Genomic DNA, 13,306 nt, shown 5'->3' on the forward strand with positions numbered 1-13,306 from the left:
GATTGAATCCATTCGTATACCGCGCCCATGCCCACAGGGAGCCTGCGCAATGACGCTTCGCAATATCGATGCGCTGTTTCATCCGCAAGGCGTGGTGATCTACGGCGCCGCGCAAGGCGCCGCCCAGACCCAGCTGCTGCGCAATATCGAAGCCAGTGTGGATGCCGAGCACTGCCGGCACGTCAAGACACGGGCCGATCTCGCCCGGCTCGAATCCTTCGACGCACGCCTGGCGGTCATCCTGGATGCACGCTGGGGCACCGAACAACGCATCGACGCGCTCGGGGCGCGTGGATGTCGTGCCGTGCTGTGGGCGGCCGAGCGGCGTATCTCCGGGAAGGTGCTGCGCGCCGCCCAGCCGTACAACCTGCGCCTGCTGGGTTCGCGCACCGCCGGTATCGTCCACACGCGCGACGGCCATAATTTCAGCACCCTCGCGCTGGAACCGCGCCCGGGCAAGGTCGCGCTCATCACCCAGTCGCAATCGCTGGCGGCCGCCTCGCTCGACTGGGCACTCGGGCGCAATATCGGTTTTTCCTGGCTTGCCTGCAGCGGCGCGGAAGCCGATATCGATATCGCCGATCTGCTCGACTATGCCGCGCTCGACCCGCGCACCCGTGCGATCGTGCTGCAGGTCGGCCATATCCGCTCGCCGCGCAAGTTCATGTCATCGGCCCGCGCGGCGGCGCGGGTCAAGCCCGTGCTGGTACTTCAAACCCGACGCGCCGTGGATGACGGCCCGCTCGGGCCGGACCCGGTGCGCTCGGCGGCCTTTGCCCGGGCCGGCCTGGTGGAATGCGAAAACCTGGGTGGGCTGTTCGACGGGCTGGCCGCCATGGAGCTCTTACCCACCATCGGCAGCCATCGGGTGGTCGTCGTGGGCAACGGCGCCGGGGCCTGTGCGCTGGGTACGGATGCGATGTTTCGCCACGCCATCGAACCGGCACGCCTGTCGAGTGCCAGCCGAGAAGCGCTCACCGAGCAAGCCCCGCAGGCCGTGGATCTGGGTGTGGCCATCGATATCGGCCGTTCGGACATCGATGAAACGCTCGCCGCACTGGCCCATACCTGTCGCGATGAGAATGTCGATGCCGTGCTGTTCATTCACAGTCCCATCGCCGGCCAGCCGCACGAACCCATGGTCAAGGCGATCGGCGCGGCCGAGTTCTCGCATCGCATCATGAGTGTCTGGCTGGGTCTGCATACTGCGCTGCCGGCGCGCGCCGCCAGCGCGAAAGCACGGCTGGCCACTTTCGTGACCGCGGACGATGCCGTGCGCGCGGTGCGCTATCGTGCCCGCTATCAGTTCACCCGCGAACTGCTTACGGCCACGCCGCCCCCCGACCCGACCGTGACGGCGGATGTCGACAGCCTGCGCGAACGCCTGACCATGCTGGCCAGCAGCGGCGTGGAATGGCTATCCAGCGACGAAGCCAGCCATCTGCTCAGTGCCTACGGCATCGCCGGCGAAACCCCGGCAGAAGCGGCCGTGCGCGTGCGCGTTCGTGTCTATCGCCACGGCGAACTGGGCATGGTGATGAGCGTGCGCGACGAAGCGCTGGGTATCGAACCCGCTTATGGCTTCGCACCACTCGATGCGTTGCTGGCACGGCGCATGCTCGAAGGCGCCAGTGCCGGGCGCCTGCGCGGTACGCGGGCAGCCTTCGAAGCGCTGGCCCAGGCGCTGGTGCGACTGGGCAAGCTCGTGGTGGACCTGCCCCAGCTCGCGGGTCTGGACGTACGCGTGGCCGCCGGCCCGCGTGGGCGCTTGCAGGCGCCGGCCGATAGTCTGATCGAAATCACCGATAAACCGCTTGCCGAGCGCGACCGGCTGGCGATGTCGCCCTACCCGGCGCGCATGCGCCATATCGTGTCGTTACGCGGCGGCACTCGCTATATCGTGCGCGCAATTCGCCCTTCGGACGAGCCGCTGGTATTGGATTTGCTGGAAAGCCTCAGTCCGGAAGAAATCCGCCTGCGGTTCTTCAATTTCATCCGCCATTTCTCGCACGATATGGCCGCCCGTATCACCCAGGTGGATTACGACCGGGAGGTCTCGCTCGTGGTCAGCCCCTACGACCGCCCGGACGCGCTCGCCGGCATGGGCACGCTGATTGCCGACCCGGATAACATGGAAGCCGAATTCGCCATTCTCGTGCACCACGACCACACCGGCGTCGGGCTGGGCCGGCATCTGCTCGACTGTTTGCTGCGTCAGGCCAGTGCCCGCGGTACCGAGATCGTCTATGGCGATGTGCTGGCTCAGAACCGGCCCATGCTGCAGCTCGCTCGCAGCCTGGGCTTCAAGGTCAAGCGCTCGCTCGACGATGCCAGCAGCGTACGGGTGGAAATTTCCGTGCGTAACTATACGAGCGTCTTACCGAGCTAGGAGATTCCGCCATGGCCGGATGCTGCCACGAAGACGATGCCCACCTGCAAGCCATGCGCGACGGCCAGCGACGTGTGCTCTGGACCGTGCTCGCGCTCAACGCGGTGATGTTCGTCGGCGAATTCACGGCCGGCTGGATCGCCGGTTCCACGGCGCTGCTCGCCGATTCGCTGGATATGCTCGGCGATACCCTGGTCTACGCCTTCAGCCTGGCCGTGATCGCGCGCGGCGCACGCGCCAAGGCATTGTCGGCCGGCTTCAAGGGCATGGTCATGCTCGTATTCGGGCTCGTCGTCTGTGCCCAGCTTGTCGCCAAGCTTGTCTATGGCCTGCCGCCGGCCGCGCCCATCATGGCAGTCGTGGGCACGCTTGCATTGGTCGGCAATATCGTCTGTCTCGTGCTGCTTACTCGTCATCGGGAAGACGATATCAACATGCGTTCGGTATGGATCTGCTCGCGCAACGACCTGTTCGCGAACAGCGGTGTCATCGTGGCGGCCGCGCTGGTTGCCTTCACCCACAGTATCTGGCCGGATCTGATTATCGGCGCGGCGATCGCGGCCCTGTTTCTACGCTCCGCCTTTGGCGTGCTCGGTGATGCCCGCGGCGCCTACCGGGAGGCAGCACAACCCGGGCACGTCTTGGACCGGTCGGCATGAGTCATCACGGCGTCGAAACGCCTGACACGACGGTATCGCCGGGCTCGGTCATCGACTTCTGGTTCGACACCCTCGCGCCCCGCGACTGGTTTCGAAAATCCGCCGCGCTCGATCGCCGGATCGCCCAGCAGTTCGGTGCCACCCTGACGGCCGCGGCCCGCGGCGAGCTTGCGCACTGGCGCGCCACGCCGCTGGGGCGGCTGGCCGAAATCCTCGTACTCGACCAGTTCTCCCGCAATATCCACCGCGACAGCCCGCGTGCCTTCGAAAACGACGAGCGCGCGTTGAACTGTGCCCGCGAGGCCATTGCAAACGGCGACGACACAATGCTTACGCCCCAGCAGCGTGCCTTCGTCTATATGCCGTTCATGCACAGCGAAACATTGGCCGATCACGAACGGGCACTCGCGCTGTATCAAGCGCTCGGCCTGGCCGGACATCTCAAATCCGAACGTGAGCACTACGCGATCATCGAACGTTTCGGCCGCTATCCGCACCGCAACAGCCTGCTCGGCCGTACCAGCACGCCCGCCGAAGCCGCTTTCCTTCGCGAGCCCGGCTCATCGTTCTGAACGGCGAGCGGGTAGTGGCTCGAGCGCTTCGGCGAGTGAATACTGGCTGACAATCCGCCGCGGCTTTTCGCCACGCATTCGAAAAACAGGAACGAGGATATTCGCGGCTGACGTCGCTTACCCTTCGGGCTCGTCGCTACGCGACGATTCGGCTCCGCTGCGCGAAGCCGTCGAACCAGCATTGTTGGTTTTGTCGCAGGTTCGACGCTTATTCGAAAGACCATATCAAAAGCCGGCGCTACGGCCGGCTTTTGATATGGTGCCCCGAGCAGGAGTCGAACCTGCGACCTGCCGCTTAGGAGGCGGCTGCTCTATCCTGCTGAGCTACCGGGGCATGGCGCGCGCCGCGGCTAGCCTACCGCAACCGCCGCAATATCTCGACCGCGTTTTGATGTGCGTCATTGAACTACGCGCCGAACGACATAGTATTCAGGCGAGCTCTGTATAACCTCTCGCGGCTCGCGTTCGCCCTGACGAAGACTTTCAAGGGCAAATGCGTTGCGACAAGGCGTGCGAGCGCAGCGCCTGCCTGATTGGCAGGTCAAGCTCGCACAACTAAGTCGTAGCACTTTTGAGGCCGAACCCCTTCGGGCCGGCGCGACCGTGACAGGTTGTGCAGAGCTGCCCTAGCCATTCGACTTCAACGGAAAACGCTGCTATTGGCAATTACCATAACCACTGCGTCATACATTGACTCCAGTGATATGGCCCCGCTAGCATGCGCCAAATATACCCTATGAGTCATACCGCCGTGTCCGGTAACGAAAAGTCGCCGTTGAAACCGACCACTGCACGTGGCGAGGCGACCCGACAGAAACTATTGGCGGCCGCCGAGGACGCGTTCGGTAACACTGGCTTCTTTCGCGCTTCGATAAGCGATATTACCCGTGCCGCCGGCGTCGCTCAGGGCACTTTCTACCTTTATTTCCGTAACAAGGAAGACGTGCTTGCGGAACTGGTCCGGCATATGGGGCGTGAATTGCGCCGTATGCTCGCCCACTCCATCCCGCCGGGCCTGTCGCGCCTGGACGCGGAACGCGAAGGCATGGCCGCGTTCATCCGCTTTGTCGGCAAGCGCCGCAACCTTTATCGGGTGGTTCAGGAATCGCTGTTCGTCGACGAGCAGATCTATAAGGACTACTACATGGATTTCGCGCGTGGTTATATCAGCGCCCTGGAGAAATCCGTGGAGAAATACGAGATTCGCGACGGCGATCTCGACGTCTGGGTCTGGGTACTCATGGGCACCGCCCATTTCCTGGGCCTGCGTTATGGCCTTTGGCAAAACGAAGGCCTGAACGAGGCCGAACTGGATGCAGTCATGGACTTCATCCGTAACGGGATCGCGATTCGCTCCAGCGAGACCCCGTAAACGCACCCGTGCCCGCCCGCAGGCACGCTATGCGCGGCACCCGAGGCCCGACTTAGACAGTCCGGAAAGCCCGGATTCGCCTCCAGGCAGACCCGTTCCACGCGGCAGAATCGCCGCCATTTTTGCGCCGCGCAACACCGCTTTTGTCCATTTGCTGTATTACACACCAATTCAGTCGAATTATTTTTAATGTCGAATTAGTGCATTAGCACAGTTCGCGAAAAATGTTGCAGTGCATTCCTTGAATATACACATATCTCGCCATACGCTATACCCATAGCCGAATAGCAATACGACTTTCGTTTAATACCGCGCCAAATCGCGCGAACACGTTTTCAAGGAGACCGCAATGAACACCCGTATCGCACACACCGCCCTTTCCACCGCGCTAATCGCCGGGCTTGTTGGTTTCTCCTCGCTCGGTTTCGCCCAGTCGGAAGCGGTTCAGGCGCTTGACGCCCAGAATGCGCAGCCCCAGGCCAACGCTACGGTCGCCAGTCACCCGCAGGCCGACCAGCTCGCCGCGGAACTCGATGCATTCAACCGTCAGGATACCCAGGGCCGTATCGTCGGCAATGGCCTGGCGAGCAGCGATCAGAGCGCCGAAGTCTCCCGCACGGCGATGCAGCTGAGCAACGAAATCGAAAACTACAATGCCCAGGCCAGCGAAGGTCTGGTACCGGAAACGCACATGCCTGCCGGCACCACGGTCCATACCTATCCGCAGACCGAAGCACTGGCCGCCGAGCTGGCCCGCTACAACGAGACCGGTGGCAACCTGAACGCACTGCGCTTCTAACCCCCTGAGAAGTGCATGCGAGCCGGGAGCGATTCAATCGCTCCCGGCTTTTTTGTGAGCGTTATGGGTATAATGGTTACGCGCTCGTTTGCATAAAAAGCGGCAAAATACAGCTATCACCGTCTACGAGCGCTGAAACCAGAATAAAAGGCTGCCCTAAGGCCCAGCCGACCACTCAGGAGAGATGATATGCACAAACCGGCAAAAACACGTTACGCACTGATCTGCGGCTTTGCCTTGGCGGGCACGATGGGCAGCGTTGGCGTTGCACTGGCCGAGCAGGATCAGGCCAATGAGCCGACCCGCGCCGAGGAATTGTCGCAGGAAGTCGAGCAGTTCAATCAGAACCACGGCTCTTTGAAAGAAGAAAGCGCGGCCCGCTCGGGTGCGCCCACCGGGCATATCGACGCCGATGGCGAATCGCTGCCGAAAACACCGGCGGACCACGAAAAAGCCGACGAACTCGCCAACGAAGTGCGCGATTACAACCGTAGCGGCGGCTCACTCAACCGCGACAGCGCGGCCGACAGCCAGGTCAACGACGATCTGTCCACGTCGAAGCCGATCGATCACGAACGTGCGGATGAACTGTCGCACGAGGTTCAAGACTTCAACAAGAGTGGTGGTTCACTCAACAGCGACAGCGCGGCCGACAGCGACCTCGACGACGACTGATCTGCGGTCTGTCTCTGTAGACAGATAGCGCGTTGATCCAGGGCGCCGACAGGTTTTTACCGCTTGTCGGCGTTTTTTTACGTTCTCTCGACAGCCGGCGACAACAACACCTGGCCCCGTCAGGGCGCTCGAAGCTGCCACCCTCGAACGCGTAACCGCAAAAAAAACGCCGGCATAAAGCCGGCGTTTTCGCGAGGCCGAAAAGCCTCAGTCGGCGTACGTAAGCCGATCCTTGGGTTTGGGCATTTGGCCAGACACCTGCTCGGCCAGCGAAATATTCTCGCCGACAAATTCCTTGATCCGAACACGGCCGACTTCCGGGCCCGGCTCCCAGGCGATCACCTGGCCGCTGGGCGAACGCACCAGCGAGCCTTCGCTGTGTACCGCCAGCTCGTCACCCACTTCGAGGCCCGCCGCCCGGCCGGCATTGATATACATATCCTCGCCCTTGAGCGCGAAACTGTGACCGAACCAGGGCGCGATGCCAATCCGATCGGCCGCGGTATCCAGAATACGATCGCTCCAGATTTCCAGATCCGAGTTCGACCCATCGGCAACCTGCACGCGTGTGGACAACGGCTCGTAGCGAATATCGAAATCCGGATCCATCATGCGCGACTCAAGCGTCACCGAGTTGCCACTGCCTTTGGGATCCACGACCAGCAGACCCCGGATACCGGGGAAGATCGCCAGCAAGCGCGGACAGTCGAGCGGGCTTTCCGAGCCACAGGCATCCGAGCCGCCAACGGCTTCATCCAGTTCGTTGGGCGAGATCAACGTCAGGCCATGGCGCGCCGACTGGCGTTCCAGTGCCGCGAGCAGACGATAGGCGGTCATCGAATCGCGCTGATCCTTGGCGATATAGACACCGATCTTGGGTTTCATCCCGGATGAATCGATCGTCTCCACCGGCGCCGCAGCCACTGCGGCCGCCGGCGCCTGACCGGATCGTATGGCATCGGCACGTCCTTCTTCACGCGCCTTGTCCATCCATTTTTCCCAGAAGGGTTTGCCCCAGTCCGTCTGCTCGTAACCAAACGCCGCGTCCGAATCGGCCAAAGGCGCTTCGCCGTTGTCACCGGCGGGGTTACCGGGCCCCGAGGCACAGCCCGCCAGAACACCTGCCGCCGCGGCGGCCCAGACAAGCGATTGAACGCGTTTGAAACGATTCGACAACACAGCGACTCCCGATACAAAAAAAGAGGGGCCTTCGCCAACGGCGAAGACCCCTTCAACCTTACTGACGCTTAGAACTGTACGCCAAGATTCACGCTGCCGGCGATTACCCGATCGTCGGCAAAGCTGCCGCCGTTCGGCGTGCCGCCGCCAATCAGGCTATTGCCACGCAGAATACCGACATCGTTCTCCTTGAGCATACCCAGCGTGGCCCAGGTACGGACCGCTTCGTTGAGCTGATAGCTGGCCTGCAAGTCGTAGACCGTGCTGGTATCGCTGGTTTCACCATTGACCGCGGCCGAATCCGGCACTTCGATATCCAGGAAGCCCAGCGCGCCGCGCACGGCGAACTTCTCGGTCACATTCATGCCGATACTGGCGATATACAGCGACTCGTCGAAGCCTTCACGCCCGAGGTAACGACCCATCTGATACAGGCTGGTCGGATTGGCGGTGGATTCCGGGCTGGAGTTGATCAGGCTCGAGTAGGTATCGAAGCCGGTCGACATCAGACCGCCGTCGCGGGTCGCCACGTACTGTGCCTTGAGTTCGAACATGCCGACGTCGGCGCCGATGCGGAAGTAACCCGAATAGGCGTCGTCGTTGAAGTAATCGCCGCCTTCTGCGGTCTGGTTCGCATTGACGTTGCCGCCTTCGAGCCAGTTACCACCAAAGGAAATATCTACCGGGCCCACGCTACCCTGCATGTAAGGCGAGTAGATATTCGTGTTCGACAGCACATAGGTATTACGCGGTCCGGCCGGCCCCACCAGGTCGCCGTTGTAGTTGTCGAGCCAGTGCACGTAGAGGAAGCCCAGCGACCAGCCGGATTCGCCCAGCGGGGCGACAAAACCCGGGAAGATTTGGTCGCCGTTGTCTTCGTTGAGGTAGCCGGTGTTGTCCTGACGACGGTCATAACCGATGAAGGCACTGACCTTGCCCAGCTTGGTCAGAAACAGCGCACGATCGCGACGGTCGTCGCAGACCAGGAAACAGTTGTTCCAGTTGGCTTCCTGCCGGCCGACGCGCAGCAGACCATATTGGAACGGAATCTGTACGAAGCCCAGGTCGAGCCGGACGTTGTCGCCGCGGTTGTCCGCATTGAACGAGTTATCGGAACTGGTCTGGTAATCGCGCTGGTCGCCACTCCAGCGATCGCCGGCCAGTTCCACGCGGGTATGGACTTCGACACCGGTTTCTTCGTGCTTGAGATCGGCCTTGACGCGTAGGTAATGCGCAAAGCCGTTATCGTTGTCTTGCGGGGTGATTTCCGGGTCGGTGGCCGGCGTGGCAAACGACTCGGACTCCACATAGAAACCGGTGGCGCGATAGTCGACGCCGATATCGGTCTTGATGGTGGCATTGGCTGTACCCACACAGCCCAGCGCTGCCAGGGCGGACAAACCGATGACGCGGGTCAGATGGCCCCGACGGCCCGGCTGTTTCGCCTCGATTGCTTTATTGAGATCGCGGATCATTTGTTCTTTCTCCCCTCTAGTTACTACGGGAACGCATGGACTGGTGTTCTCGAGTACTCCGCACACTGCTTGGGGCGTCGGTCGACCGGTTCGCGCCTCAGGCCCGCCTGGTCTTTATCGCTCGCACCCGCGTCGTGCTTTCAAGCCCAGGCCGTCGCGGCGACCGGTGGGCTCTTGGCCGACTTGCTCGATGTTGAATACTCCCCCTGGGTGACTCGTGAGTCATAAGTCACGACTGTCTGTTTATAGTATTTTTTTTTACCGTGCAAGCGGTTAGTGAACTCCTGTTTCATTTTTATTGACACAACCTGAAAGGCGGATTTTCCGATATGAATGCATTCGCCCCATCGCACTGTTTAGAAAAGATATATCCCGATTTCATACCGCAATGCAGCATCCGATTCGACTTTAATCGAATGCACCATACAGGCGTTGATGTGCATTGCAGCATGCGCATATTCGCCCGTCGCTTGTCGGGCCGTAAAAACGCATACCAAACCGGACTTTCCAAGGCGTGATCCGCGCAGAAATTTGGGCAAATGAACCCCGCGATTCGCGCGTTGGCGCCATCGAACCACCTCGTTGTCGGCTGGCTGCCACAGGGATAGAGGCTTGCCGCAGTCACGCGAATGGCGATACGTGGCGTATCCTTCAGAGCCGAAAGCGGCACTGCCGTGATGTGTGCGTTATCGACTGGCCGGCGAATGTTCTATCTGTATCACCACAACGATCTGAGCCGGCTGGCCGAGCTGTTCGGCGCACTACGTCAGCAACGGCCCGCACCGCCCCTGATTCGCGACACCGTGCTCGCCCCGAACGCCGGTATCGGCCGCTGGCTGCGTATTCAGCTGGCCGAGAGCGAAGGTATCGCGGCGAACATCAACGGCCGTCTGCCCGGTGAGTTCATCTGGGCCTTGCTGCACGATCTGATCGACGATGCCGACGCCGGCGATCATTTCGAGCCCGATTGCCTGCCCTGGCATCTGTACCTGGCATTACCGGCGATGGCGCATGAAATTCGCGCCGTGGCGGATTATCTGGGCGACCCGGTCGACGAGGTGCGCCGCTACCAGCTCGCCCGTCAGCTCGCCGATGTGTTCGATCAGTATCTGGTCTACCGCGCCGACATGCTGGCGCGCTGGGAGGCCGGCGAAACACCCGCGCACAATCCCGGCCACTGGCAGGCCGCGGTCTGGCGCTGGCTCACCCGGGCGGAACGGCTCGGCGCCCGTCATCGCGCCCGCGTGCTGACCGATTTCATCCAGCGCCTGAAAACCGACCGCGTCCTGCAACAGCGCCTGATCGCCCACTGCCCCGACCCGCTGTATTGCTTCGGGCTGGTCGCGCTCGCGCCCGATCATCTGCGCCTGCTCTATGCGCTGGCCGAGCACGTCGACGTGTATTTCCTGTTGCCCAATCCCAGCGAGGCGTATTGGGGCGATATCGTCGCCGGCCGCTTGCCGCTGGAACTGCCGGACGACGACGACACCTCGCTTTTGCCCGGCGAGGCCGCCGTAGAAGCCGGACATCCGTTGCTCTCGGCGCTTGGGCGCATGGCACGTGACACGGTGCGCGTACTGTATTCCGACGAATTCGCGGGCATGATCGAACCCGAACTGGGCGATCTGATGGCCTACGAGGTACCGCCCGACGACAGCCTGCTGCATCGTATCCAGGCCGATATCGTGCGCCTAGGCTGTCGCGACAGCGCCCAGGGCATGGCCGACGACGACACCTCGTTCGAAGTGCATGCCTGCCACAGCCCGCTACGCGAAATACAGGTGCTGCAGGATCAGTTGCTGGACCGTCTCGCCGCCGACGATGCCCGCGTGGCCGCCGGTGAGATCAACGCGAGCGCGCGCCTGGCCCCGCGTGACATCATCGTCATGTTGCCGGATGTGGCCGCCTACGCGCCGGCCATCGAAGCCGTGTTCGGCGGTGCGCCGCCCGATCGCTATCTGCCGTTCGGCCTGGCCGATCGCGCCCGCTCGGCCGCGCATCCGATCGTGACCTGTGTCTCCGCCCTGCTCGATCTGCCATTATCGCGCTGGCAGGCCAGCGAACTGCTGGATCTGCTGGCCGTACCCGCGGTCATGCGCCGCTTCGGCCTGTCAGCCGGCGAACTGGACGCGATGACCGACTGGGTGGCCGAGGCCGGCATACGCTGGGGCCGCGACAGCGCCCACCGCGCCGAACTCGGCGCCGGCGCATTCGAGCAGAACAGCTGGCGTTTCGGTCTGGATCGTCTATTGCTCGGCGTGGCCCAGTCCGACGACCAGACGCTGACCGCCGGTGTGGCCCCCTGGGCCGATCTGGAAGGCGGGATTACCGCAGCCCTTGGCAAGCTCTGGCGTTTCGAACGCGTACTCGCCGATACCGCCGACGCGCTGGCCGAGCCGGCCACGCCCGGCGAATGGCAGACCCGGCTCAATACGATGCTCGATGCGCTCGTCGCACCGGCTACCGACGCGCCCGACGAACAACGCGCGGTCGACAGCCTGCGCAGCGTATTCGCCCGTTTCGAAACCGCTGAACGCTGTACCGCCGAGCGCACACTAAGTGGCGATCGCCGTATCTTCTGGCCTGCCGTGCGCGACATGCTGCGGGCCACGCTCGAATCCGCGGCCGAACGCCAGCCATTCCTGGCCGGCGGCATCACCTTCTGCGGCATGGTGCCGCTACGCGCCGTGCCGTTTCGTGTGGTCTGCGTGCTGGGCATGAACGACGACGCCTTCCCGCGCCAGGACACAGCCCGCGCCTTCAACGTGATGTTCGATGCGCCGCGTCTGGGCGATCGCAATATTCGCGACGACGACCGGCTGCTGTTCCTGCAGGCGCTCACCGCCGCGCGCGACGCCTTCTATATCAGCTATCTCGGCCAGGACATGCACACTGGCGAAAGCCTGCCGCCCTCGCCGATCGTGGGCGAAACGCTGGAATTCGTACATCGCCATTATTTTCGTGATCACAGCGCGAAGGCGTTCAAGCAGCGCCTCGTCCACGATCAGCCCATGCAGCCGTTCTCGCCGCGCTACTTCACGCCCGACGAACCCGACGCGCGCGTATTCACCTTCGCCGGTGACTGGCGCGATGCCACCCGTGCGGCGATCAGCGCTCGCGCCACGGCCGCCCCGCTAGTGGACAACAGTAGCGCGCCGCTGCGCGAGGCCCTGGAGACGATCGACCTGGAAAGCCTGAAACGGTTTTTCGACCATCCACCGCGGGCATTCTTTCGCGAACGAATCAAACTCGACCTCGACATCGAGGACGCCCGTATCGACGATGCCGAGCCCATCGCGCTCGACCCGCTCGCCGCGGCCGGGCTGCGCCAGCGTCTGTTCGACAGCGCCGATCGTGCCGACCTCGATGCGATCGATCTCCAGCCCACCGCGCTCGAACGCGCCCGCGGCACGCTGCCGCCGCCACCCCTGGCCGATGTGAACTACGCGGATCAGGCAGACGCCGTGAACCAGCTGTTGCCGATCTGGCAGACCTGGAAGGCCGAGGCCACGCCGACCACCGTGGATATCGATCTGTCGATTGCCGGCGTGCGGGTGACCGGCCGCGTGCCGCAAAAATGGCCGCAGGCGCTTCGGCGGCTGCGTACCGGCAAGCTCAAAACGCGTTTTCGCTTGCGCTACTGGATCGATTATCTGGCCGTGGTCGCATCCGGCCACGACGTCGCGCTGGAAATGGCGGGCTTCGCGCCGAAGAAGAAGACCCTCGAAACCGCTCATTACGCGGGCCATATCGACACACAGACCGCCGCGACCATGCTCGCCGACCTCATCGCGATCTATCGCGACGGCCAGCGCCAGCCGTTGCCCTACCACCCGGATCTCGACGACGAATACGACGCCGACCAGAACAAGGCCTTCGACAACGTCAGCTACCGCTTCAAGCCGGATGCCTATTTCCCCCACCACCTGACCCGCGACCCGTACTTCGCGCGCCTGCTCGGGCCCGATGACGCGCCGCTGGGCGACAGCGCCGAGCAAAGCCCCTTCATTCAAGCGATCGAGGCGATCAGCGGGCCAATGAACGCCGTACTCACACCGGTCGATGATGGCTGACATCTCGCGTTGCTGCCGCCTCGAACCTCCGCCCCGCCGTGGCGCGCCGGCACGCCGGGGAAAATTGCGGATTCCATCGGCCCGGCCGAGCGTTTAGCCTACGCGCCGGTTGA

At 62.8% G+C, this 13,306-nt stretch carries 9 protein-coding genes and 1 tRNA gene; 7 read left to right on the forward strand and 3 right to left on the reverse strand.

Annotation, left to right across the window (positions count from 1 at the left end; all coding sequences use genetic code 11):
- Positions 1-49: 49 nt before the first annotated feature.
- The 3 genes from T5B8_RS02120 to T5B8_RS02130 are packed head-to-tail and all read left to right on the forward strand — an operon-like array spanning position 50 to position 3,620.
- Positions 50-2,389, forward strand: a complete 2,340-nt coding sequence (locus T5B8_RS02120; protein ID WP_353175827.1) for a bifunctional acetate--CoA ligase family protein/GNAT family N-acetyltransferase — start codon at positions 50-52, stop codon at positions 2,387-2,389.
- Between the two features lie 11 nt (positions 2,390-2,400).
- Entirely contained in the window at positions 2,401-3,048 is a 648-nt protein-coding gene (locus tag T5B8_RS02125; RefSeq protein ID WP_353175829.1) for a cation diffusion facilitator family transporter, read from the forward strand.
- Positions 3,045-3,620, forward strand: coding sequence for a DUF924 family protein (locus tag T5B8_RS02130; protein WP_353175831.1), 576 nt, complete (start codon positions 3,045-3,047; stop codon positions 3,618-3,620). The genes T5B8_RS02125 and T5B8_RS02130 overlap by 4 nt, the downstream gene beginning before the upstream one ends.
- A gap of 257 nt (positions 3,621-3,877) precedes the next feature.
- Here T5B8_RS02130 and T5B8_RS02135 read toward each other — a convergent pair.
- Positions 3,878-3,954: transfer RNA gene (locus tag T5B8_RS02135), tRNA-Arg, on the reverse strand.
- Positions 3,955-4,356: 402 nt separating this feature from the next.
- On the opposite strand from T5B8_RS02135, the gene T5B8_RS02140 reads away from it, so the two are divergent.
- The 3 genes from T5B8_RS02140 to T5B8_RS02150 all read left to right on the forward strand — a co-directional run bounded on the left by T5B8_RS02140 (position 4,357) and on the right by T5B8_RS02150 (position 6,466).
- Positions 4,357-4,992, forward strand: coding sequence for a TetR/AcrR family transcriptional regulator (locus T5B8_RS02140; RefSeq protein WP_353175833.1), 636 nt, complete (start codon positions 4,357-4,359; stop codon positions 4,990-4,992).
- A gap of 349 nt (positions 4,993-5,341) precedes the next feature.
- Complete coding sequence (locus T5B8_RS02145) at positions 5,342-5,791, forward strand: hypothetical protein (protein ID WP_353175835.1); 450 nt, start codon at positions 5,342-5,344, stop codon at positions 5,789-5,791.
- 189 nt (positions 5,792-5,980) lie between these two features.
- Positions 5,981-6,466, forward strand: a complete 486-nt coding sequence (locus T5B8_RS02150) for a hypothetical protein (protein WP_353175837.1) — start codon at positions 5,981-5,983, stop codon at positions 6,464-6,466.
- A gap of 207 nt (positions 6,467-6,673) precedes the next feature.
- On the opposite strand, the gene T5B8_RS02155 is transcribed toward T5B8_RS02150, so the two are convergent.
- Both T5B8_RS02155 and T5B8_RS02160 read right to left on the reverse strand, forming a co-directional pair.
- Positions 6,674-7,645: a hypothetical protein gene (locus tag T5B8_RS02155; RefSeq protein ID WP_006915204.1), complete on the reverse strand. Its 972-nt coding sequence runs from the start codon at positions 7,643-7,645 to the stop codon at positions 6,674-6,676.
- A 68-nt stretch (positions 7,646-7,713) separates the two neighbouring features.
- Entirely contained in the window at positions 7,714-9,120 is a 1,407-nt protein-coding gene (locus T5B8_RS02160; RefSeq protein ID WP_353175839.1) for a hypothetical protein, read from the reverse strand.
- A 704-nt stretch (positions 9,121-9,824) separates the two neighbouring features.
- Here T5B8_RS02160 and recC point away from each other — a divergent pair.
- The gene (recC, locus tag T5B8_RS02165; RefSeq protein WP_353175841.1) at positions 9,825-13,193 is read left to right on the forward strand and encodes an exodeoxyribonuclease V subunit gamma; all 3,369 of its coding nucleotides are present in this window, start codon (positions 9,825-9,827) and stop codon (positions 13,191-13,193) included.
- Positions 13,194-13,306 lie beyond the last annotated feature (113 nt).

Origin of the sequence: Salinisphaera sp. T5B8, assembly GCF_040361255.1 — a bacterium.
Taxonomy (GTDB): domain Bacteria; phylum Pseudomonadota; class Gammaproteobacteria; order Nevskiales; family Salinisphaeraceae; genus Salinisphaera.

Excerpts from the sequence above, each read along its gene's own strand:
- T5B8_RS02120 (WP_353175827.1), top strand. The coding sequence starts at position 50 with ATGACGCTTCGCAATATCGATGCGCTGTTTCATCCGCAAGGCGTGGTG.
- T5B8_RS02125 (WP_353175829.1), top strand. The coding sequence starts at position 2,401 with ATGGCCGGATGCTGCCACGAAGACGATGCCCACCTGCAAGCCATGCGC.
- T5B8_RS02130 (WP_353175831.1), top strand. The coding sequence starts at position 3,045 with ATGAGTCATCACGGCGTCGAAACGCCTGACACGACGGTATCGCCGGGC.
- T5B8_RS02140 (WP_353175833.1), top strand. The coding sequence starts at position 4,357 with ATGAGTCATACCGCCGTGTCCGGTAACGAAAAGTCGCCGTTGAAACCG.
- T5B8_RS02145 (WP_353175835.1), top strand. The coding sequence starts at position 5,342 with ATGAACACCCGTATCGCACACACCGCCCTTTCCACCGCGCTAATCGCC.
- T5B8_RS02150 (WP_353175837.1), top strand. The coding sequence starts at position 5,981 with ATGCACAAACCGGCAAAAACACGTTACGCACTGATCTGCGGCTTTGCC.
- T5B8_RS02160 (WP_353175839.1), bottom strand. The coding sequence starts at position 9,120 with ATGATCCGCGATCTCAATAAAGCAATCGAGGCGAAACAGCCGGGCCGT.
- recC (WP_353175841.1), top strand. The coding sequence starts at position 9,825 with ATGTTCTATCTGTATCACCACAACGATCTGAGCCGGCTGGCCGAGCTG.